We start from the raw sequence: 21,247 nt of genomic DNA on the forward strand, positions 1-21,247 counted from the left end.
GGCATGGTTCAAGGGCGGCTACCATGATTGACTTTGGACGGCGGGGGGCATTCCCCCCGCCCGCGAATCTCTATCGAATTCCACTTCTTTACCTATCAGAGCTCTGGGCGGTCGGACGGCAGTGGGCGGAAGACGCCGAACTGCGGACGCCGCAACTGATCGGCTGGGCAAAGCGCTCGGTCGAAGCCCTGCGGCAGCGGATATTCGCTGGTCGAGCCGGGCCGGCGGAGGACTATGACGACTCGCAGTCAGAGATGTCGGCTTTCCTGCGGTCTTGCCGCCGGATTTTCTGGGCTCTCGCGGCCTTCAGCGGGATGAGCAATCTCCTCATGCTCACCGGCTCGTTTTTCATGCTGCAAGTCTACGATCGGGTGCTCCCCGGGCGCAGCATACCGACGCTGATAGCCTTGATGGTTCTGGCGACGGTGCTTTACCTGTTTCAGGGTGGGCTGGACCTCGTCAGGAACAGGATCAGTGCCCGGGTCGGCCGGTATTTCGATGAAAGGCTCGGCGTTCGGATATTCGACGCGCTTGTTCGCCTTCCTCTCAAGACCAGGGCCGATGGCGATGGCTTGCAGCCGGTGCGGGACCTTGATCAGGTCCGCAGCTTCCTTTCGAGCGGAGGGCCGACGGCGCTCTTTGATCTGCCCTGGATGCCGATCTATCTCGGCGTCTGCTTCCTCTTTCACTTCTGGATTGGCGTCACTGCGCTGGCCGGGGCGTTGGTGCTGGTCGGGATTACGATGCTCACGGAATCACGCACCCGAGGGCCGGCAAAGGCGTCCTCGCGCCTGGCCGTTTCGCGAACTGCCCTTGCGCTCGAGGGGCGGCGAAATGCCGAGGTTCTGCAGGCCATGGGCATGCGGCAACAAGCGGCTTTCCGTTGGCGGGATGTCAACGCGAAGTACCTCGCGGCCCATGAGCGGGCCAGCGATGTCGCAAACGGACTCGGTGGCGCCTCCAAGATCTTCCGGGCGATCTTGCAATCGCTGGTTCTCGCCGTTGGCGCCGTCCTCGTCATCAACCAGGAATCGACGGCCGGCATCATCATTGCAGGATCGATACTCACTGCGCGAGCCCTGGCGCCCGTCGAAATGGCCATTGCGAACTGGAAGGGATTCGTCGCCGCGCGGCAATCCGGGCAACGGCTCGATCGCTTGCTGAAGCTTCTGCCCAACGAGGAGGAGCGGTTGGCATTGCCTGCACCTGTTGAAACCCTCACCGCCGAGCACCTCTATATTGGCGCCCCGAACTCGGAGAGGCCCACTCTCAGCGAAGTGTCGTTCCAGCTTCGGAGCGGGCAGGCGGTTGGAATCATTGGTCCGAGCGGATCCGGCAAGTCGACATTGGCACGTGCACTGGTCGGGGTGTGGCCGTGCATTCGAGGCAGGATCCGGCTCGACAACGCCGCGCTCGATCACTGGTCTTCGGACGCCCTCGGCAAGCATATCGGCTATCTGCCCCAGGACGTCGAATTATTCGACGGCAGCATCGCAACGAACATCGCACGGTTCGACCCGCAGGCAACCGCCGCCGCTGTTCTGGAAGCCTCGCATGCCGCGGGCGCGCATGACCTCATCCTCTCCCTTCCGGACGGCTACAGCACGAAGATTGGCGAGGGAGGGCTGGCGCTGTCGGCGGGACAGCGGCAGCGTATCGGGCTCGCGCGCGCCTTTTACGGCAAGCCCTTCCTGGTGGTACTTGATGAGCCCTCTTCCAATCTCGATGCCGAGGGCGAGGAGGCATTGACCGAGGCGATCCTGAACGTGCGCCGCCGGGGAGGGATTGTCGCCGTTGTCGCGCATCGTCCGAAGGCGCTGGAAGGTGTGGACCATGTCTTGTGCCTCGGGGAAGGCAGGATTCAGTCCTTCGGCAAGAGGGAGGAGGTTCTCAAGAGAGTGTTGCGAAATCCAATACCGCTCAAGGTCGTCGCGGAAGCTCAAGGAGGCAGCCGATGAACGGCCAGGTGACACCGGCGCTGGAATCCATCCAGCGTTACATAATCGTAGGTATGATCCTGTTCGCTTTGGTGACCTTTGGGGTCGGCGGCTGGGCGACAACGACCCAACTGTCGGGCGCGGTGATCGCCCAAGGCGTGGTCGTGGTGGATTCGAGCGTCAAGAAAGTTCAGCACTCCACTGGCGGGATCGTGGGAGAGTTGCGCGTGCGCGAGGGCGCGAGGGTCAATGCAGGGGATATTTTGATCCGCCTCGACGAGACTCAGACGCTCGCGAATGCGACCATCGTCACCAACAGCCTCGATGAGCTGTTCGCGCGACAGGCTCGCCTGGAGGCCGAGCGCGATGGCGTCGAGCAGGCTGTCTTTCCCAAGGTGCTGCTCGACCGGGCCAAGGAGAGCAACTCCGAGGCGAGCCGTGCGATCACTGCGGAGCGAAAGCTGTTCGAGCTGCGTCGTCAGGCACGGGGCGGCCAAAAAGCGCAGTTGCAGGAGAAAAGCGCGCAGCTGGAAAACGAGATCAAAGGCCTTACGGGGCAGACCGAGGCCAAGCAGAAGGAAGTCGAATTTATCCGGCAGGAGCTGGAGGGCGTGCGCAGTCTCTGGCAAAAAAATCTGGTGCCGATCACGCGGCTCAATTCTCTCGAGCGTGATTCCGCCCGCCTCGAAGGCGAGCGCAGCCAGCTGGCAGGAATGATTGCTCAATCGAAAGGCAAGATCGCCGAAATCGGACTCCAGACCATTCAGATTGACCAGGACCTGCGGACGGAAGTTGGCAAGGATCTGATCGAAACGCGATCGAAGCTCTCCGAGCTGAGCGAGCGCAAGACCGCGGCGGTCGATCAATTGAACCGGGTCGATATCAGGGCACCGCAAACCGGCCGCGTCCACGAGCTGAGCGTGCACACCGTTGGAGGCGTGATCTCTCCCGGCGAGCAGATCATGTTGATCGTGCCCGATGCGGACTCGCTTGCGGTTGAGGTCAAGATCGCACCGCGCGATATCGACCAGGTCTATATGGGGCAGACCGCGACAATGCGCTTCGCGGCGTTCAACCAGAAGACCACGCCTGAAATCGACGGAGAGGTCAGCATGGTCTCGGCAGACATTACACAGGATCAGCGTGCCGGCACCAGTTACTACACGGGCCGTGTCCTGCTGAAACCGGAAGAGCTGGCGAAACTCGGGTCGGCCAGGCTGTTGCCCGGCATGCCGGTCGAGGTCTTCATCAAGACGGCAGGTCGGACCGCGTTGTCTTACCTGCTCAAGCCGCTGCACGATCAGGCGGGGCGCGCATTCAAGGAGCGCTGAGTCTTTGGCGGACACGAAATGACACAGCCCCGAGTGCACCAGTACTCGGGGCTTTGTATCAACGAGCACCGAGCTCGCGATCAAGGAGCTATTCGACAAGTGACATCGCAGCCCATCATACACTCACAAAGCCCGGTCATTCGTCTTTATGATGATGTCCTAGAACAACAATTGTTGGCCGACGTTCAAGACTATCTGCAAAATACATCATGGAAATTCGGAGCAGTGTCATACAAGGCACCCGGCAGTTATCGCTATTGGTACAAGCATTTTGCCGGGGGATACGACGAAGCTGACACGTCAGATTGTTCAGGTGCCTTGTTGAACGAAGCTCCGGTCATCTGGAAAATGTGGAGCCTCTTGGAGGGAACGATCTTCAAAGATCACACACTGATGAGGTGCTATGCAAACGGTTATCCATACGGATGCGAAGGTTCGGCTCATTTGGATTCAGCCGATCCCAGTGATTACACGGCAGTCTTTTATTCTAATCCAACTTGGGACCCTAATTGGTCGGGTGAGACCATCTTCCTAACGCAACAGCCGCCGGCAGACATCATCGCAGCAATTCTGCCACGTCCAAATCGGTTAGTGCTTTTCCAGGGGAATGTTCCGCACGCCGCAAGAGGAATCTCAAGAGTTTGCCCATTGCTGCGCATAACATTGATGTTCAAGACGAAAAAGAAATTCAACTGAACAGGGGCGACGCAGAGCTTGCGAACGTGAGCTGGTGAAAGTCGGGTCGGCCAAGCTTTTGTCTGGAATGCCGGTCGAGGTTTTCATCAAGACGCAACGTCGCCCTGCGCTGTCCTACCTTCTCAAGCCGCCGCATGATCAGGCGGGGCGGGTGTTCAAGGAACGCTGAGTCCTCGCGGAAGATAGCAGCGTTCGACTGCGCGCATTCGAGGCCGGCGCCCTATCCGTGGGCGCCGGCGTTGCGGCCAGCCTCTGAAGGCACGGCTGGGCGGCCGGACGCATCGGCAGCGGGCGGGCCCGGCCGACGAGTGCGCGTCACAAGCCGGATCGGAGTCTGCCGTCTGCTTTGCAGAGTCGACACCAGCGTTCTGAAGATGTCGGGTCGCCGCAAGAGATTTAGTGGGGCAAACGTGGTGAGATCGACCCACCTCCTGATCAACCGCAGTAAATCGCGCTGCTTTCGACGGATCGACCGTGGCAGAAGCCTGGGCGAGACTGCGGATCTTTCGGACGATCGTCGGTTCAGTACGTCCATTCGCCTGGCGTGCAGGGTCATCGCCGCTACGAAGACAAGTATCGTAGCTTCAGCTCCCAGGATGACGAGTAGCTCACCTGGCATATGAAATCTGTCCTGCCCGAGGAAGCACTGTTTGACGGTTTGGCCTCGGTGAATAATTAAATCAACAGGTTATAATTATATGGGCAGTTGAGTTCTTGCCCTGGCTCTGGATCGGCGAAGCACGTCTGCGCCGCGCCGCGCTTGCGGCGCCCTTCCACCGAGAACAACCGGAGCCGCAAGGCTTCTCATCCCATTCATCCTTTGCATTCGTCCTTGCAGGCGCACCGCTGGCGTCACTGCAGCCCTTTGCAAACGATCTTCGGTGCCAATTTAATCCGTTAATTTATTATTGCGGTTATAATTAAATGGAATTATATTAAATATGATAACGCGGAATAATCATTTTTGCGGTTGGGGGCGGCCGCGCCGGCTGTGGATCCGACCTCAGTTTGGCGTGCGCAGAGGGATCGGCAGATGCAGCGAACCTCGGGCCCAGTCATCGCGGCAGCCATAGCTGTCATGATCGGAGGCGTTCAGTGGGCGCGTGCGGCATTGTTGACCGTGCCGACGGCGCCGCAAGCGGCTCTTGCGCACATCGAGTTGGGACGCCCGACGCTTCCGCCCCTCACTTACACGGTGTTTTGCCTGCGCTATGAGGCCGAATGTCGCCCGCGGCGCTCCTTCCGCGGCGGGCCGATCCGGTTGACGAAGGAACGGTGGGCGGAGCTGAAAGCAGTCAATCGGGCCGTGAACCGCGCCATTGCTCCGCAGCCTAATGAACTTGGCCTTGCAGGTGAGGAGTGGATCGTCAACCCCGATAGCGGTGATTGCAACGACTACGTAGTGAGCAAGCGTCATGAACTGCTGCAACGGGGCTGGCCCGCGCGGGCCCTGCTATTGAGCGAGGTCGTCGTTAGTTCCGGAGAGCATCATTTGGTGCTTCTCGTGCGGACCAGGAGCGGCGATCTCGTCCTCGACAATCTCACGCCGCAGATCAAACCGTGGTCCAGGACGCCCTATCACTGGGTTCGCGTGCAGAGACCCAACGATCATCGCCTGTGGGCGACGATTAGTCGGCCAAGTGCATGACTGGCTGATTTTGTGGAGGCCTGAGCGCTGTTCCAGAGATCAGCTGTAGCCGCGACCTGGCTGCCAGCGCTGGCCGGTCTTCCGGTCTTCATGAAAGGAGAGCCGCGTTGGCTCGCTTGATCGGGCGAGCGCATCTTCAAGCTCTCGCGGAGCAGATGAATGAAGTGGCACCGCGTCGACACTCGTCCCGCAGACTGCCGGGGACTCCGATACTCAACGCGGTGGTCGAGCGATCCATCCGAAGGCGATGCCGCCAATCCGGACGACGGATGAGGAGCGCGATGTGTGGGTGCGCGTGTCCTGGGGTGATGCCAAGGTGCTGCGGCGGCCGTTCTCGGATGATGTACTCGTTATGCGCTGGGCGGATGAGGAAGATAAGCTGGCGCTTAGCGTCTTCTCCCCGTCAGCCGCGCTTCCTCTCAGAGGACGGTTTAAACTCGACGACCTGGTGCTGGACGCTTGAATCCAAATGCTCTGTTTATTTCAGGATCAGCTCAAGCTCGAGAGCTTCTATGGCGAGTTCATCCGCCAAGCGCTTGAAGCGCTCGTGCTTTTCTGCGTCCTTCGCCCGCTGACTCATAAGGGCAAAGTCTCTGGCGTCAGCTCGGAGCCTCTCCAATCGTGGCCTGAGATCCTTCACGTCGTCCCGGCTCAGATTCTAAACTCATCCTCGGCGCAAACAATAACCTGCTTGCTCGGATCGCGCATGAGTCAACTCCGGAAATAGGATATTGGTTCTTTCTTAACCGCTAGTTTGCCGCTTATTCATCGTGCGATATCTAGTCACGGTCGCCTGCTGGACCAAATTCGGGAACCTGGACACTTCGGATGTTGCAGGGGTGAGGGGGGGTGACCTGCCACCGAACTTTCATCCGGCCGCGGTTAGAGCCTCGGGGTTTTTTTGAGGTGCTCCCCAAAACTAGGCCAGCTGATGCTGGAATTTTCCGGGGTTTAGCTCATGCCGGCGGGGGCGCCGATGAGCCATTCAACAGCGATATCGGCGCCTTGTTGCCGATCGCGCTATGGGGCCGGACTTCGTTGTAGTCTCTACGCCAATCCTCCATTTTCTGCCGGGCGTCGTCAAGGCTCAGGAACCAGTGCATGTTCAGGCATTCGGTTCTGAACTTGCCGTTGAAGGATTCGATGAAGCTATTGTCCGTCGGCTTGCCGGGACGTGAGAAGTCGAGCACAACGCCTCTTTGATAAGCCCAGATGTCGAGATCGCGGGAGATGAACTCCGATCCCTGATCCACACGAATGCTCTTCGGGTAACCGACGGTTTTGCAGATGCGCTCCAGAGTCAGCACAACGTCCTCGCCTCGATAGCTGAACCGCGGATCGGCCGCCGGCGAGAAGCGGCTGAAGATGTCGACAATCGTCAGCACGCGGAGTTTGCGGCCGGTGGCCAGCTGGTCGTGAACGAAGTCCATGGCCCAGGTCTCGTTGATCTGTTTGGCATCGGTTCGATCTTCTCGCAACTTGGCCTTGACGCGGCGCTTGGGCGTTTTGTTGCGTAATTGCAGGCTCAATTCCCGGTACAGGCGATAGACCCGTTTGACGTTAACGGCCCAGCCCTCCCGTTGCAGCAGCACATGAATGCGCCGATAGCCGTATCTCACCCGCGTCGCGCAGATGTCCTTGATCCGGTGTTTGAGAGCGGCCTGGTCGCCGCGCTTCGACTTGTAGACGTAAAGAGCGCGATCAACCCGAAGCGTGGAGCAGGCCCGCCTGACTGACACCTTCCAGTCACTTCGCACCTTGTCGACAAGCTCGCGCTTGCGGCCAGGCCTCAGAGCTTTTTTGAGAGCACATCCTGAAGCATGGCCTTGTCCAACGACAGGTCGGCGACAATCCGCTTCAGCTTCCCGTTCTCTTCCTCAAGCTGACGCAGCCGCTTCATCTCCGAGGGCATCAAGCCTGCATACTTCTTCCGCCAGTTGTAGAAGGTTGCCTCGCTGATCCCGGCCTTGCGGCAGACCTCGGCCACCGCCGAGCCGTCTTCAGCCTGCTTCAGCACGAATGCAATCTGCGCCTCTGAAAACTTCGATGCCTTCATGGAACTCTCCTCGTCCCGTCAGGGGATCATAAATGGAAAATTCCAGTTCAAACTGGCCTAATTTGGCGGGGGCACGTCACGGAGTCCTCGGGAAATCTTGCGTTCTCTCAAAGAGCGGTCAGGGGCGCCGAATTGATTTTACAATAACAAGTTGACCATTTTGAATGACGCAGTCATTCACGTTCGTCCACTCATCGATGATAAAGTCGGTGATGAAAAACTTGCGCAAGGGGAACGGTCCGACAAAGCATACATTCTTCATTCGCAAGTGTGCGTTCATGTAACCATCGGCGTGAAGACGCAGACCAAACGGGCCCCCCTGGAACATGACGTTTTCCAGATCAATCAAATCGGGCTTCCAATTGTCGGCGACAAATATCCCGGCGGTTGCGGAGGTGTTGTGCGCGACAATGGAAGTATTGCGCAGAGTGATCGTTCCGTGATTGCCGGGACCATAGGCCTGAATCACATCGGCATGGTCATCGCCTTGTCCTGTAGCCTCAAGATAAGAATCCGCAATTACGATATTGCCTTTAATCGCTCGGATACATTCGCGCGATTGGATTCGGAGTCTTGTTAAGGTGCAGCTGCCCCAGCAGCCAACCGTGTTGTCGCCGACTTCGTAATAGATATAGCTTCGATCTGTGAGTGATCCACCATCCGGTACGCCATCATCCAAACGGCTGTGGGAGATAGCACTGGTAAAGCGCGGATCGTTAAAGGAAAGCGGCGGTCCACTCGAAGGCATCGATGACGGAGCCGGTGCAGGAGTAGGAGCGGGGGCTGCTGCGGGAGCCGGCGACGAGCTAGCTGGGGGAGGATTGGAATTGTCGTTACCGCGAGGACCATCTACGCCGTTATCGTGAGCGATGCGCCATGGGATATAGCCGTTTGCGCTTGCCCGACCAGCGACGAGTTTATCGTAAACCCCGGCAGGTTGAGTGCCAAGTAGGGGGCCACCGAGTGAACCACTGGCTCGAACCCTCACCTGCCGCGAGGCCTCGACGCGATCGCCAAGGTTAAACCTCGGCGGTATGGATGAAGTTGAAAATCTAAATGATTTCTGCTCTTGAGCGGCGGCGGTCGGCGACATTGCTCCGATCCCCAAACTCAAAGAGATCGACGCGATAGACGTCAATATTTCTGCGACTCTCATCAGTCCCCCTAAACGGCCTCGATCTTCTGCAGCGTTTCGCCAACTGGAATTCGATAGAAAATCGCAGAGCTCACAATTGAGTTTAGAAAAACCACCATTGGCCGCATCAGGGTCAGCTTCCCGGACATCGATATCCATGCCATTCCACGCGGGAAGAACGATCGCGTCCCCGAACAGTCGCAGTTCGACGCTCACTATGGCCGGCGCCCGTCAGGACCCCACCGCGAGCCCCAGAGCGGAGGCGGCTGAGGGGTCCACCCAACGTCGGATCGTACCATCAAATATATCGGCCCCGTAGAGCCACCCGTCGGGGCCCTTCTGCAGGTCGACGATGCCTGGTGCGTTGTTGTCCACCAGCTGGACGCTGGCAACCTGCCGGCTTGCGTTCAAGGTCGCAGCGAAGATCGTTCCATTGTAGACATCGTCGAAGAACATGGTGTTCTGATTGTAGAAATCTCCCGCGGTTATCACGTGGGCACCGTCCGGAGCACCGTGGCTCTGAGTTAGGATGGGAAATACGGCAGGCGGGTCCGACGTATTGTTGCGGTTGCCATTGTTGTAGAAGCTGATCGCCTGGGGGAGTGTTTGGTAGCTGGCGGTCCTGTCTGGGCCCTCGAGATAGGGCCATCCGAAATTCGACCCGGCCGGGCCAGTATTGATCTCTTCCCAGCTGTCCCAACCTACATCTCCGAGCACGGGCAGATTGGTGACCGGATCGAAGCTGAAGCGATAAGCGTTGCGGACGCCGTAGTAGAAGACTTTCGACTGATTGCTGTTTGGATCGCTAGCTTGATAAAATGGATTGCCGGCTGCTCCCTCACCTGTGGTCGGATCGATCCGCAACAGCTTGCCGGAGAGATTGTGGATGTCTTGGACCCGCACTGCGCGAGGGTCCGCGAAATTATATGACGTGCCGTCGCCGACGGTGAGGTAGAGATAGCCGTCAGGGCCAAAATGAACGGCACCGATGGTATGCGAGTCGCCGTCCGACGCCAGATAATCGCGGATGTTCTGATTCTGAATCCCTGCCGAGTTCGGATCGTTGTCCTGCGCTCCGGTCTCTATCTGGCTGGCGGGGGCCGTTATGGTGGTGCCGTTGACGATACCTGATGGAGGAATGCTGGGATCGCCGTTGCTGTCCAAGTCCGGACGGCTCGTATACGCCCAAGTGCTGTTCTTGCCGACCAGCACGAACTCGCTCGCCGGATCGGCGATCATGGTGGTAGGGTCGACGGTCACCCTCACCAGACGAGAAGGTCGGTTTCCGGCCTGATCGGGTCCCGCGAGGCCCGTCTGGCCCGCCGTCTCGGGCGGATCGTAGGTGTAGAGCAGGTAGACATAGGGGCTGCCTGCGAAGAAATTTGGGTTCACCGCGATGCCCAGCAGTCCGCGATCGCTGACGTCATTTACCTCGCTCGACAGGTTGATGAGCGGCGTAGATCGCAGGGTGCCGTTGTCCACCACGCGCACCACACCGTCCTTCTGCGCGACGAGCATATAGCGGCCGTCGGGAGTCCATTCGATCGCTGTTGGTTCGTTCAGCCCCGTCACGGCCGTCTGGCCCACCAAATTGCCGAGGTCGGGGTTGTCATTATCCAGGATCTTCACTGTCGTCGTCGCCTGTGCGCCGAGAGTGGCGCCCGTCGGGTTGCTCAAGGTGACCGTGAAGGTCTCGTCGCTCTCCGGTGTCGTATCATTGATGATCGGGACGGTGATGGTCTGGGTCACCTGGCCAGCGGCGAAGGTCACCGTGCCGGACGAGATCGTGTAGTCCAATCCCGAGACCGCGCTGCCGTTACTTGTTGTGAAGCCGACCGTAGCTGCTTGATTGGCGCTGCCGCTGCGCAGCAGCGTGATTGTCGCTGTCGCTGTGCTCTCGGCAACGCTCACGGCGGCGTCCGCCATTGCTATGGAGGCGGGTGAGTCGTCGTCGATGATGGAGACGAGCACAGTGCGCGGGGCTCCAAGGGAGCCGGAACCGGGATTCTGAAGCCCGACAGCGAACGTCTCGGTACCCTCGGTGAGCTGATCGTTCACAATTGGGATGGTGAAGCTCTTGGTGCTCTCCCCGGGTCCGAAGACGATCTGACCGGTGTTCGACCGACCATTGAACGTGGGCTGGGTGTAGTCCAGTCCCGCCGTAGCCGTGCCTCCGGTGCCGATTTCGTTCGTCGTGTACTCCACGGTCGTTTGAGACTGGAGGTCGCCAGAGCGTACAACAGTGATGGTGGCCGTGCCCGCCGCTTCACTGACATAGATTGTGGAACTGTTAAGTAGTGCGATGACGTTGGATTGGGCGAATACGACGTCGCGGAAGTAGTTTGCGTTCTGATAGACGTTGGTCGGGAAGACGCCGCCAGTGGGGTCGTAGGCGCCGGCGCCGACGGGAGCGTTCAGGCCACCATTGCTGATGCCGGACGCGAAGCCTTGGGTGGTGGAGACATAGTAGCTGTTGATGTTGACCGAGACCACGTAAGTCGTGCCGGCCGCGATGGTGAGCGGCGTGGCGAGCGCCTGCTGCTGCCAGCCCGATGCGCCTTCGTTGGTGAAGGTGACCCTCGCCAGCTCCTGGCCGGTGGCCGACCAGATGTGGCCCACATGGGTGCCGGTCTCGTTCGAGGCCTTGTAGTACCGGATCGCCTGGATCACGCCGGACGTGTTGCTGGTGAAGCGCATACCCAGCTCGTAATCCGCTCCTGGTCCATCGGTGTTGTTGGTCAGATCGGGTGCCTGGGTGGTGAACAGCGTGGTACCCGAACTCGCAGCTGCAACCGTCGCGGTGGCCGCGCTCGTCACGTTCTCGCTGGTGCCGAGCTGGTCGGTGTAGGTGGTATTCACCCGGATCCGCTTGCCGACCAGGCTGCTGTCGAGAGTGAGGCTCGAGGTCGTGGCGGCGAGATTCGTCCAGGTGGTGCCGTCCGGGCTGCTCTGCCAGTGATAGGTGATGCTCGCTGGCACGCCATCAGGATCCGTGACGCTGGCCGTCAGCGTCTGGTTCTGGCTCGCCGTGCCGTTGATTGTGACGGCGCCGACGTCGTTGACGTTGGCCACGGCCGTGGCGGTCGCGGTGCTCACTGGCGCCTCGCTGCTGCCCAGCAGGTCCGTGTAGCTGGCGGTGGCGCGTATGAAGCTGCCAACCTGGGCCTGCCCGAGGGTCAGCGTGCGCGCCGTCGCGCCACTGATGTTGGTCCACGTGCTGCCGTTCGCGCTCTGTTGCCACTGATAGGAGATGGTACCTGGCACTCCGTCCGTATCGCTCACCGTCGCGGTCAAAATCTGGTTCTGCGTCGGCGTCCCGCTGACGCTCACCGCACCGGGGTGATTGCTGGGATTTGACGAGCCCGCGGCGAATACGACGTCGCGGAAGTAGTTTGCGTTCTGATAGACGGCGGTCGGGAAGACGCCGCCAGTGGAGTCGTAGACGCCGGCGCCGGCCGCAGCGTTCAGGCCACCATTGCTGATGCCGGACGCGAAGCCTTGGGTGGTGGAGACGTAGTAACTGTTGATATTGACCGAGACCACGTAGGTCGTACCGGCCGCGATGGTGAGCGGCGTGGCGAGCGCCTGCTGTTGCCAGCCCGATGCGCCTTCGTTGGTGAACGTGACCGTCGCCAGCTCCTGGCCCGTTGCCGACCAGATGTGGCCAATATGGGTGCCGGTCTCGTTCGAGGCCTTGTAGTACCGGATCGCCTGGATCACGCCGGAAGCGTCGCTGGTGAAGCGCATACCCAGCTCATAATCCGCCCCTATCCCGTCGGTGGCATTGGTGATGGACGGCGACTGAGTGGTGAACAGAGTGGTGGTGGCACTCGCAGCTGCAACCGTCGCGGTGGCCGCGCTGGTCACGTTCTCGCTGGTGCCGAGCTGGTCGGTGTAGGTGGTATTCACCCGGATCCGCTTGCCGACCAGGCTGCTGTCGAGAGTGAGGCTCGAGGTCGTGGCGGCGAGATTCGTCCAGGTGGTGCCGTCCGGGCTGCTCTGCCAGTGATAGGTGATGCTCGCTGGCACGCCATCAGGATCCGTGACGCTGGCCGTCAGCGTCTGGTTCTGGCTCGCCGTGCCGTTGATTGTGACGGCGCCGACGTCGTTGACGTTGGCCACGGCCGTGGCGGTCGCGGTGCTCACTGGCGCCTCGCTGCTGCCCAGCAGGTCCGTGTAGCTGGCGGTGGCGCGTATGAAGCTGCCAACCTGGGCCTGCCCGAGGGTCAGCGTGCGCGCCGTCGCGCCACTGATGTTGGTCCACGTGCTGCCGTTCGCGCTCTGTTGCCACTGATAGGAGATGGTACCTGGCACTCCGTCCGTATCGCTCACCGTCGCGGTCAAAATCTGGTTCTGCGTCGGCGTCCCGCTGACGCTCACCGCACCGGGGTGATTGCTGGGATTTGACGAGCCCGCGGCGAATACGACGTCGCGGAAGTAGTTTGCGTTCTGATAGACGGCGGTCGGGAAGACGCCGCCAGTGGAGTCGTAGACGCCGGCGCCGGCCGCAGCGTTCAGGCCACCATTGCTGATGCCGGACGCGAAGCCTTGGGTGGTGGAGACGTAGTAACTGTTGATATTGACCGAGACCACGTAGGTCGTACCGGCCGCGATGGTGAGCGGCGTGGCGAGCGCCTGCTGTTGCCAGCCCGATGCGCCTTCGTTGGTGAACGTGACCGTCGCCAGCTCCTGGCCCGTTGCCGACCAGATGTGGCCGATATGGGTGCCGGTCTCGTTCGAGGCCTTGTAGTACCGGATCGCCTGGATCACGCCGGAAGCGTCGCTGGTGAAGCGCATCCCCAGCTCGTAATCAGCCCCTGGCCCATCCGTGTTGTTGGTCAGGACGGGGGCCTGAGTGGTGAACAAGCTTGCCATGTTGTTCTCCCGCGCAGTCGGTTCTACTCAGTAAGGAAAATTCAACGAATCAAATCACGGAACGCGAAGCTAAATGAATTAAAAAGAATTATATTTATTAGTGACTATAATTTATATTTATTAGTGACATATTTTAATACCCTTGTGAAGCAAGCGGCGTTTGCACGGATGTCAATTTCTCTTGAGAAGGTGTGGTCCCAGTCAGCCTCCGGATCATGAACAGCTGCTGTCGGCTGCTCCCGTTGATGCAGCCCGCCCCAGGCGCGCTCGCTTCAGTGGAGGCGAAGATCTCGGCGCAGGGGTTCCGCGCTTCCAGACGACAATCGCCGGCGGCGGTTTTGCAGTGCGGTGCCGCGTCACGCCCATAAGCTGGGCGAGAGACACCAAAAACGGGTGGCGGGCCGCGTACTCGCGCGATCGTCCTCGCGATGTCGAACTCCTATGGCTCTAGCCGTTTCGCGATCAGATCGGCGAACTCACCCAGGTTCCGGGCCGTCTCGACTTCGCCAACGCGGAATCGCACGCGAAACTTCTGCTCGACGGCGATGACGAGCGAGATCTGCATGAGCGAGTCCCACTCCTCGACGTCGGCCGCCGACAGCTCGGGCTTGGCCACGATCTTCTCAAGGAAGATACCGTCGAATACCTCCTGCAACTTCGCCAGTACCTCAGCCTGCTTCATAAGCCCTCCGGGTTACGCGGATCTTTGTCGAACGCGTCTGATACTTCTCCGCCGCGAGCTCGAACTCTTTTCGGGCGGCGGAGTCTTCCGTACGCACGAAGCCAAACTCCTCGTAGATCCCGGCGACGATGCCGTTCTTGGCCGTCGGAAGATAAATGCCGCGCACTTTCGCGCAGCCGGCGACCTCTGCAAGCCGAAAAATCTCGTTCATGATCTCGTCCTCGACCTGGCGCTTAAGCACGCGGCAGCTCATGAGCCAGGTATCGAGAACGAAGACGCCGCCCTCGATCTTTGCAATGACCACAGAGATGAGCCCGGAATCGCCGAACCGATCCTCGAGCCGCATCGTGAAGCACCGGTAGTCCGGCCTTTTCAGGAGCCCCTGGATCTCGGTTTCGGATCGACGGACCGTCGTCAGGTTGAACTGGTTGCTGCGCGCGATCAGCTGGGCAATGCGGGGTAGGTCGAGCGGGTCGAACTCCTTGATCGTGCCTCGCATCTCGAGCGAGGCGAGGTAGGCTGGCATGTCGGTTACGCTCGCCGCGAGCTCCGTACGTCGCCGTTCCTGCCCGTATTGCGCCGTCCGCTCGAGATCCTCCTCGGTGACGTTCCGTGGCTCGAAATGTCGCCCGGCCTGGAGGCGGCCGATGAACTCGGCGGGATCCGGCCCTAGGAGCACGCCTTCGACCTGGGGCTGAAACTGGCGCACGATCTCGATCTCCGCCGGGTTGTCGTCGGCAAATACGAAGCTGTCCACGCCAACGCGGAGTTCATCCGCGATCCGCTGCAGGTTGTCGGACTTCGGGTCCCAATTGGCTTTGAAGGCCGCGAAGTGCTCCAGCCGGAGAACCATCTCGGGATGCTTCTCGAATACCTCGATCGCGCGCGCATGGTCGTTCTTGCTGCACACCGCAAGCAGGACGCCGCGTTCGGAAAGCGCAAGGAGGTACTTCTGGAAAGCCTTGAAAGCTTCGCCGCGGGGAGACGAGTCCCCAAGTTCGATTCCCTCGATACCGTCCTCCGCGATCACGCCGCCCCATAGCGTCTGATCGAGATCGAGCGCCAGCACCTTCTTCGGGCCTTGCTTACGGCAGGCGATCAGATGGCTTAGCTCTTGCGCGACGTCCACCAGAAAATCAGGTGAGCCGAGCTGCTTCGATTCGTACCATGCTCGCGCATCCTCCGCAGCCGTGATCCCTCGGCGTGCCGAGAGGAACTCGACGTCGCAGATTTGCACCTCAGCCGGGGCCCGGAGCCCGAGCTCAAGGTTCACCGCCTTGCGGAAACTCCAATCGGCCCCAAGCGTGCGCGAACGAAACGAGCCGAGATCGAGGTCGGCGGGTAGCGCAAGATTGGCGAGAATCACCGCCGCACCTGAGCGTTCGATGAAAGTCCGCGCGAGGTTGAGGAGCTGCTCCGCGGCGCCGACTGCAGCTTCGCGCTGATGTTTCACGGCATCGAGGAGCGAGCCCGAAAAGCGGCAATGGCTCGCGTTCGGCAGAATGAAGGCGAGATCCGGCTTGAAGGCGTATAGCGGACTCGAGCCGTCGAGGATTTCCGAGACGAAATTATCGTACTCGCCGAGGAAGCGTTCGCACTCGATTCCACGAATGGCCAGGAGGTGTTCAACCAGTTCGTGCAACGGATACAGGTTGTAGCCGCCGATCAAGGCGAGTCGGAGTCTTGGCTGACCACTTTCGGTCGCATGTAGCTTCGCCTTTTTTCGAAGCGTCGACAGAAAGAACAGTTCGGAAAAACTCGCGGCCTCCCGCGAGCGGGCGGCGAGATGCCCCCAGAACGCGGCATCGCCGGACAGCGCTAAGGACTTGAGTTCGGCATCATTTACATGCCGGACCGGCAAAACGGGGACAGCGGCGAGAATAGCGAGCCTCCACCCAGAAAAGAAGCATCGTTTGATTGTCAGTCACATTAAATAATGATAATGTTCAGGTCAATTAAATATATTTAGCGCATTAAATTAAGGTGAAATAAATAGATGACGGCGCATATGGGATCAAAGCCGCCGAGCTCGGGCACGCTTGCCTCCAAGACTGAGAATCTCGAACGGCTTCTTGAGGGAAACAACCTGGTCCTTCGAGAGGTCCGGCTGGAGGACTCCGCGCAAATCATCGCTTGGCGGAACGATCCCGTTCTCGGCAAGTTCATGACCCGCGAAAAGTTGACCTTGACCCAGCAGGAAGAGTTTTTCCGAAGTTACCAGGCGAGGGCGGACGACTACTATTTCATTGCGGAGTTCAAGCGCTCGAGAAAACCGGCTGCCAGCATCGCCCTTGCGAACCTGGATTTCGCGGCGAAACGCGGCGAGGTGGCGCGGTTGATCGTCGATCCGGGTGCGCGCCTCTTTCTGGCCGAGATATTCGATCTGCTTTTAGTCTTCGCGTTCGCGCAGCTTGGGCTTTCGGTCGTCGTAGCCAACGTGCAAAGCAAGAACGGGCCTGCGAAGAACTTCCATATTCGCCTTGGCTTCCAAATCGAAAAGATTTTGCCGAAGGCTTGGTGGAACGGCGACGACGTGATTACGTTTCGGATGTCGCGCGAAGATTATCCGCGGTTGAAGCAGGCCTGGTCGGCGCTGCTCCTTGATGCGCGGGAAGGTTAACTGCCCCCAGCAACTGGCCAGAGCAACGGAAGCAGCGCATCGCGCTTCCGGACGCACCCGTCTCGTTGCGCTGGCAAGGGAAGAAGGAATAGCAGATGGACTTGCATTTTCATCATTTGGGAATGGCTTGCCGAAAGATCGCGGCGGAGTTGCCGGAACTCGCGATAGCTGGCTACAGGCCTGAAGGACCGATATTCGAGGACCCGATCCAGCAAGTTCGGATCCAGTTCGTGTCAGGCGGCGGTCCGCGCCTGGAACTCATTGAGCCGGCCGGCGCACAATCGCCGGTGGAGGGTATCCTTAAGCGCGGCGGCAAATTCTATCATCTTGCTTACGAAGTGGGGCGGCTCGACGACGCGATCGCTTGCTTCAGGGAGCGGCAGTATCTTCCCGTATCGCCGCCTGCGCCCGCGGTCGCGTTCGACATGCGTCGCATAGTGTTTCTCGCCTCCGCGACGCGCACACTCATCGAGCTCATCGAGGCTAGGACCTAGTTTGAATTGGCGAAAGCTCGACGAGGGGCCGAGTAACGAGTTGCGCGAATCCGTCAGACGAAACGGTTCTACTGCGCCGAACCCACTCAGCAGCGCGGAGCCCGCCTGCCTGCAGCCTCACGATCGGTTCAGGGCCGATCTCCGACAGGAGAATGCCCATGTGCCCCAATGCAGGAGGCGCTGTTGGCCAAACGGCCAATCCATTGGCTGACAATACGGTTCGATCCATATCGCCCCAGAACTGCACGATAACCCCGCCGGCGGGCGCGCAAGCAGCAAGGTGCGCTGCTTCCGGCGAACCGATACGAGGCTGAGCCGCCGGTCGCAGCGCAACGATGATTCCGTCCCACTCGTCGCGATACACAGCTTGGACGCTGTCAAAGGTTTCCACGCTCGCTCCACAGTTCGCGAGACCGGCGCGAAGCGAGCCAACAAAGTCATTGTCACACAGCACACCAATGCGATTCTTGTACACGGGTAAACCGCAATCGTGAAGTTGCTTCACGCACAGTGGACCGAGAAATGAGAAGACGTCGACTGCCGGGTGGCGTTCGTTCACGCCGACGATTGGAATTCCGCGCCGCAAGCATGCTTCCATGTCGAGGTCGTTGGGGCGATATTCCCAAGCCTCGAACATCAACGCGATAACGGCCTCCTTTGGTAACTTATCAATTAGCGCAGCGGTAAGAGGCCGAAGATGGCCGCTGTTGGTTACAATATCCGTTTGATTGAGAATATCCGGGGTGATCTGCTCCAAGACGTCGATGCGATCGGCCACACCGACCGAATCTGCAAGCTCCAGAGTCTGTTGCCTGGCATCGCCTGGTGTTCCGTGCCGCGTAGGTTTCGTGAAGGCATAGACGTGCCTGGCTCCGGCCATCGCTGCCAGCACGGCCGTCACGGCATACGCGCCCGTCGCAGCCTCAGTGAGAACCGTTAATTCCGACAGGTCTAAGAGCGTTGCCGTTAGCGCTCGGCTCATCAAGGCTCCTAGACGCGGGAGTGAGAATCCTGGTCGCAAGGCCGTCTCGAAGCCAGGCCGCAATTGCCTGAATGTTGCTCCGGTCTCGGTTCCGGTCATGAATTGACTTTCGTTTTTACCACTTCGCACGAGCGATGCTTTGTGCGCCGCCTATGTGGTCGAGCTGCCGTGAGCTCGTTGTGCGCCGAAAAGGTTTTATAAGCGAAAGCTACTTGCGAGTTAATTGATGTATTTATGTTTATAATATTGCTAATTTAATGTCAATGACGGGCCGTGACCGCGCTCTGGCCGAGACGGCGCGGTAGTAGTGCAACCTCAATGCTCGTAATGGACTGTGCGACCGGGTCGCCGTTGAGGGCTATGCTGTGACGGCGGGTCGTCATTTTAAATCGTTGAATTAACGGATTTAACTTGCCGTATGTCCATTCTGGCATATTTTTATCTCAACGACGATTGGAGGACACTGATGACCCACCTGGATACCAACGCGAAGATCGTCGTGAGTTCCTGAAGAGCTGCGGAAAATTTGCCGCCGTCACCCCTCCCTGCCATGACGCTGTTGCTGTCCACCTCTCTGACTTCAACCGCCATACCAGTTCAGGCAGCCGTATTGTGCATGGCAATAATGGCTACGGCAGCGGCGGCGGTGACGGCAGTCCTAACAATAAAGAGGATCGCGATCGCTAGATTTTGCGGTCCATGGACGGCTGCGCCGTGTCGGGGCCACGCCGTGCTCAACCGGTCCGGCGGCGCTTTTGGCTGGATGAGCGGCTAATCAATAGATCGTTCAACTTCTTGCCGGCTCGAAGCTGCGCTTTCAGCCATCGGGGTTGCTTACCGCGACCGGACCAAGTCTCGGATGGGTTTTTCGGGTTCTGATACTTCGGCAGTACTGGCGGGTAGGGGCGGCGCGCACGTTCCTCGTTTGGGGCTCCGGAAGTTCCCTCGATCCTGCGGAGTCGCTCTTCGAGCTTGGCCTTTTCCGCAATCATTCTCCGACTTAGAACAGTCGTCACTTCATCGTAAAGCCGCCACAGCTCGGCTGTGGTTGCAGATGCCCACTCGTCGTTCCCCATGGAAGCCGTCCCCACTACTTCCGATTTGAAATAGGAGGGGGGCTTATCAGGTCGAAGCCCGGTCGGGCAAGCCTGATCGGCCTGCGCCGAGTGTGCGGTGCAGTACTTTTGGGGGCTACCAGCCGGGCCTGTGCCTTCGACCGGCCGGTCGCCTCCCAGCCGGTCTCCGCCGGCGGACCCTTCGCATCGGGCCGAGCAAGCGCTGCTCGGCCATCGACACGCGACTACGTAAATTCTGCAATTCGGTGAATTGAACGATCAGAGATTCATGCGTTTGCCGCAAAACAGCCGAAGAATACATATGACCACCTACTCATTACCAGCGATGACCCGTGACCGCAGATTGAAGTTTGCCGGGTTAGCGAAAATGTCGCCCGAACTTTGCTGACCAGGTTTTCATCGGTGCTACTGCCGAAGCAGAGCCGTTATCGTTCGAGACGTCTGATTAATGGTTGGAAAATTCTCCTCATATTGAGGTTGAATGAATAGTATTACTTTTTGAGCCTCCTCTTCGAGTTATGGGTCGAGGCTTTTCAGCTGCCTCACTCCGCTCAAGTTTGTCGAATGTTAGATTGGAATCATGAATGTGACTATATATCGTTCGTAATAAGTGGTTGGTGATGAGCTTGATGGCGGTTAACCAATCCTGACAAGGCAGCCACATACTGGAGCGCCAGATCTGCGGGAGAGTTTTGCAGATCATCGCCAGCTGAGAAGGCGCTGTTTTGTAGATGAATCGGCTGCTTCGGATTTCCCATGGAGGACCGCAATCCTACGGTGCTGCACGCATTCTCAAAGCGAGTTACAGTGGTGTGGCCATCATGCGTTGCCGATGCGGGCCGTGCCGAATTGACAGTGCGGCGTTTTGGCAGAACGGATTGGTTGTGCTTCCCGCGCGTCTTGAGGTGAATGCAGGAATAAAAACTGCCGCGCGGGGTATCAGGAATAGGCAGGGGAAGCATGCGCCGCATCAGAGTCGTCATCGCGGATCGGCACCCGATCGTCTTGCAGGGGATCAGCAGCGTCCTTGCGGCGCAGCGCGATTTTGCGATCGTGGCCGCCTGCGCCGATACTGCAAGCTGCATTGGGGCCATCCGACTTCTGGTGCCCGACATTGCACTGGTCGATATTGCAATGCCCAGTATCAGTCGACCGGACATTCTGGCTATCGCAAACACCGCTGGCCAAGGTACCCGGGTCATTTTCTTCGCTGAAAAGGCCGGCGATCAAACGTTGCAGACGCTGGCCGCGGGCCGCGCCTGCCTCGTCCTCACGAGGGATGCTGAGCCGGAGATGCTGGTCGCGACCCTGAGGAAGGTTGCGGAACGCCAGGGACCGGCATCGCGGTCGCCGTGCACAGGTGGCGAGGGCCGTGGGGAGTCTCACACCGGTGAGGAAAAGGCTCCGACGCAGCTGACCGACCGGGAGCGGCAGATCATAAGACTTGTATCGGAGGGGCTGTCGAACAAGGAGATTGGGCGTTTCCTGAGCATTACCGATGGTACGATCAAAGTCCACCTTCACCACATCTTCCAGAAGCTCGATATCAGCAATCGAACAGTTCTCGCGGCATTTGCAATTTCGCAAAACGGGAAACATGCGGCCGCACCTGAACTCGCCTCTTCCGGCCTACTACAGCAGGATTCGGCGGTTCGAAACGACGAGGACGTCAAGCGCAGCAATGTCCTTCCGGAACGCACGCGTTAGCTGGACAT

Annotated in this window: 15 protein-coding genes and 1 pseudogene; 8 read left to right on the forward strand and 8 right to left on the reverse strand. The window is 59.3% G+C overall.

From position 1 onward, the window contains the following. Positions 1–23: 23 nt before the first annotated feature. The 4 genes from IVB45_RS14140 to IVB45_RS14155 all read left to right on the forward strand — a co-directional run bounded on the left by IVB45_RS14140 (position 24) and on the right by IVB45_RS14155 (position 5,612). Positions 24–1,958 (forward strand): type I secretion system permease/ATPase, encoded by a 1,935-nt coding sequence (locus IVB45_RS14140; RefSeq protein ID WP_247282857.1) that lies wholly within the window; start codon positions 24–26, stop codon positions 1,956–1,958. Continuing rightward, complete coding sequence (locus tag IVB45_RS14145) at positions 1,955–3,268, forward strand: HlyD family type I secretion periplasmic adaptor subunit (RefSeq protein ID WP_247363329.1); 1,314 nt, start codon at positions 1,955–1,957, stop codon at positions 3,266–3,268. The genes IVB45_RS14140 and IVB45_RS14145 overlap by 4 nt, the downstream gene beginning before the upstream one ends. A gap of 99 nt (positions 3,269–3,367) precedes the next feature. Beyond that, a complete protein-coding gene (locus IVB45_RS14150; protein ID WP_247282859.1) occupies positions 3,368–3,964 on the forward strand; it encodes a 2OG-Fe(II) oxygenase family protein in 597 nt (198 codons plus the stop codon). Positions 3,965–4,997: 1,033 nt separating this feature from the next. After that, a complete protein-coding gene (locus IVB45_RS14155; RefSeq protein WP_247282860.1) occupies positions 4,998–5,612 on the forward strand; it encodes a transglutaminase-like cysteine peptidase in 615 nt (204 codons plus the stop codon). Between the two features lie 956 nt (positions 5,613–6,568). Here IVB45_RS14155 and IVB45_RS14160 read toward each other — a convergent pair. From IVB45_RS14160 to IVB45_RS14180, 5 genes are all read right to left on the reverse strand, one after another. Then, positions 6,569–7,668 (reverse strand): IS3 family transposase gene (locus IVB45_RS14160; protein WP_247362822.1). Its coding sequence is split into 2 segments (ribosomal slippage): positions 6,569–7,416 and positions 7,416–7,668, totalling 1,101 coding nucleotides; the frame shifts between segments, so codons are not numbered across the junction. A 118-nt stretch (positions 7,669–7,786) separates the two neighbouring features. Then, positions 7,787–8,962 (reverse strand): hypothetical protein, encoded by a 1,176-nt coding sequence (locus IVB45_RS14165; protein WP_247363311.1) that lies wholly within the window; start codon positions 8,960–8,962, stop codon positions 7,787–7,789. Positions 8,963–9,034: 72 nt separating this feature from the next. Further along, positions 9,035–13,678 carry a DUF4082 domain-containing protein gene (locus IVB45_RS14170; protein WP_247363310.1) on the reverse strand — a complete coding sequence of 1,548 codons (4,644 nt, stop codon included), beginning with the start codon at positions 13,676–13,678 and terminating at the stop codon, positions 9,035–9,037. Between the two features lie 439 nt (positions 13,679–14,117). Then, positions 14,118–14,360 carry an acyl carrier protein gene (locus IVB45_RS14175; protein WP_247282864.1) on the reverse strand — a complete coding sequence of 81 codons (243 nt, stop codon included), beginning with the start codon at positions 14,358–14,360 and terminating at the stop codon, positions 14,118–14,120. Then, a complete protein-coding gene (locus IVB45_RS14180; protein ID WP_247282865.1) occupies positions 14,347–16,029 on the reverse strand; it encodes an HAD-IIIC family phosphatase in 1,683 nt (560 codons plus the stop codon). The genes IVB45_RS14175 and IVB45_RS14180 overlap by 14 nt, the downstream gene beginning before the upstream one ends. 327 nt (positions 16,030–16,356) lie before the next feature. Between IVB45_RS14180 and IVB45_RS14185 the strand changes: the two genes are divergently transcribed. Both IVB45_RS14185 and IVB45_RS14190 read left to right on the forward strand, forming a co-directional pair. After that, positions 16,357–16,980 carry a GNAT family protein gene (locus tag IVB45_RS14185; RefSeq protein WP_247363307.1) on the forward strand — a complete coding sequence of 208 codons (624 nt, stop codon included), beginning with the start codon at positions 16,357–16,359 and terminating at the stop codon, positions 16,978–16,980. Positions 16,981–17,075: 95 nt separating this feature from the next. Further along, complete coding sequence (locus IVB45_RS14190; protein WP_247282867.1) at positions 17,076–17,474, forward strand: VOC family protein; 399 nt, start codon at positions 17,076–17,078, stop codon at positions 17,472–17,474. Here IVB45_RS14190 and IVB45_RS14195 read toward each other — a convergent pair. Continuing rightward, a complete protein-coding gene (locus IVB45_RS14195) occupies positions 17,464–18,456 on the reverse strand; it encodes a hypothetical protein (protein ID WP_247363305.1) in 993 nt (330 codons plus the stop codon). The two genes, IVB45_RS14190 and IVB45_RS14195, sit on opposite strands and share 11 nt — an antisense overlap. A gap of 466 nt (positions 18,457–18,922) precedes the next feature. Here IVB45_RS14195 and IVB45_RS14200 point away from each other — a divergent pair. Beyond that, positions 18,923–19,143 (forward strand): annotated as a pseudogene (locus IVB45_RS14200) (hypothetical protein). Positions 19,144–19,190: 47 nt separating this feature from the next. Here the strand turns inward: IVB45_RS14200 and IVB45_RS14205 are convergent. Continuing rightward, a complete protein-coding gene (locus IVB45_RS14205) occupies positions 19,191–19,532 on the reverse strand; it encodes an H-NS histone family protein (protein WP_247282871.1) in 342 nt (113 codons plus the stop codon). Positions 19,533–20,122: 590 nt separating this feature from the next. After that, entirely contained in the window at positions 20,123–20,503 is a 381-nt protein-coding gene (locus IVB45_RS14210; protein WP_247807618.1) for a hypothetical protein, read from the reverse strand. On the opposite strand from IVB45_RS14210, the gene IVB45_RS14215 reads away from it, so the two are divergent. Continuing rightward, the gene (locus IVB45_RS14215) at positions 20,493–21,239 is read left to right on the forward strand and encodes a response regulator transcription factor (RefSeq protein WP_247363302.1); all 747 of its coding nucleotides are present in this window, start codon (positions 20,493–20,495) and stop codon (positions 21,237–21,239) included. The genes IVB45_RS14210 and IVB45_RS14215 overlap by 11 nt on opposite strands. Positions 21,240–21,247: the final 8 nt, after the last annotated feature.

Source organism: Bradyrhizobium sp. 4 (assembly GCF_023100905.1).
Lineage (GTDB): Bacteria > Pseudomonadota > Alphaproteobacteria > Rhizobiales > Xanthobacteraceae > Bradyrhizobium.

Bases quoted from the DNA above. Each gene is read 5' to 3' on its own strand.
- IVB45_RS14140 (WP_247282857.1), top strand. From the start codon at position 24: ATGATTGACTTTGGACGGCGGGGGGCATTCCCCCCGCCCGCGAATCTC.
- IVB45_RS14145 (WP_247363329.1), top strand. From the start codon at position 1,955: ATGAACGGCCAGGTGACACCGGCGCTGGAATCCATCCAGCGTTACATA.
- IVB45_RS14155 (WP_247282860.1), top strand. From the start codon at position 4,998: ATGCAGCGAACCTCGGGCCCAGTCATCGCGGCAGCCATAGCTGTCATG.
- IVB45_RS14165 (WP_247363311.1), bottom strand. From the start codon at position 8,962: ATGGATATCGATGTCCGGGAAGCTGACCCTGATGCGGCCAATGGTGGT.
- IVB45_RS14170 (WP_247363310.1), bottom strand. From the start codon at position 13,678: ATGGCAAGCTTGTTCACCACTCAGGCCCCCGTCCTGACCAACAACACG.
- IVB45_RS14175 (WP_247282864.1), bottom strand. From the start codon at position 14,360: ATGAAGCAGGCTGAGGTACTGGCGAAGTTGCAGGAGGTATTCGACGGT.
- IVB45_RS14185 (WP_247363307.1), top strand. From the start codon at position 16,357: ATGACGGCGCATATGGGATCAAAGCCGCCGAGCTCGGGCACGCTTGCC.
- IVB45_RS14190 (WP_247282867.1), top strand. From the start codon at position 17,076: ATGGACTTGCATTTTCATCATTTGGGAATGGCTTGCCGAAAGATCGCG.
- IVB45_RS14195 (WP_247363305.1), bottom strand. From the start codon at position 18,456: ATGAGCCGAGCGCTAACGGCAACGCTCTTAGACCTGTCGGAATTAACG.
- IVB45_RS14205 (WP_247282871.1), bottom strand. From the start codon at position 19,532: ATGGGGAACGACGAGTGGGCATCTGCAACCACAGCCGAGCTGTGGCGG.
- IVB45_RS14215 (WP_247363302.1), top strand. From the start codon at position 20,493: ATGCGCCGCATCAGAGTCGTCATCGCGGATCGGCACCCGATCGTCTTG.
- IVB45_RS14210 (WP_247807618.1), bottom strand. From the start codon at position 20,503: ATGCGGCGCATGCTTCCCCTGCCTATTCCTGATACCCCGCGCGGCAGT.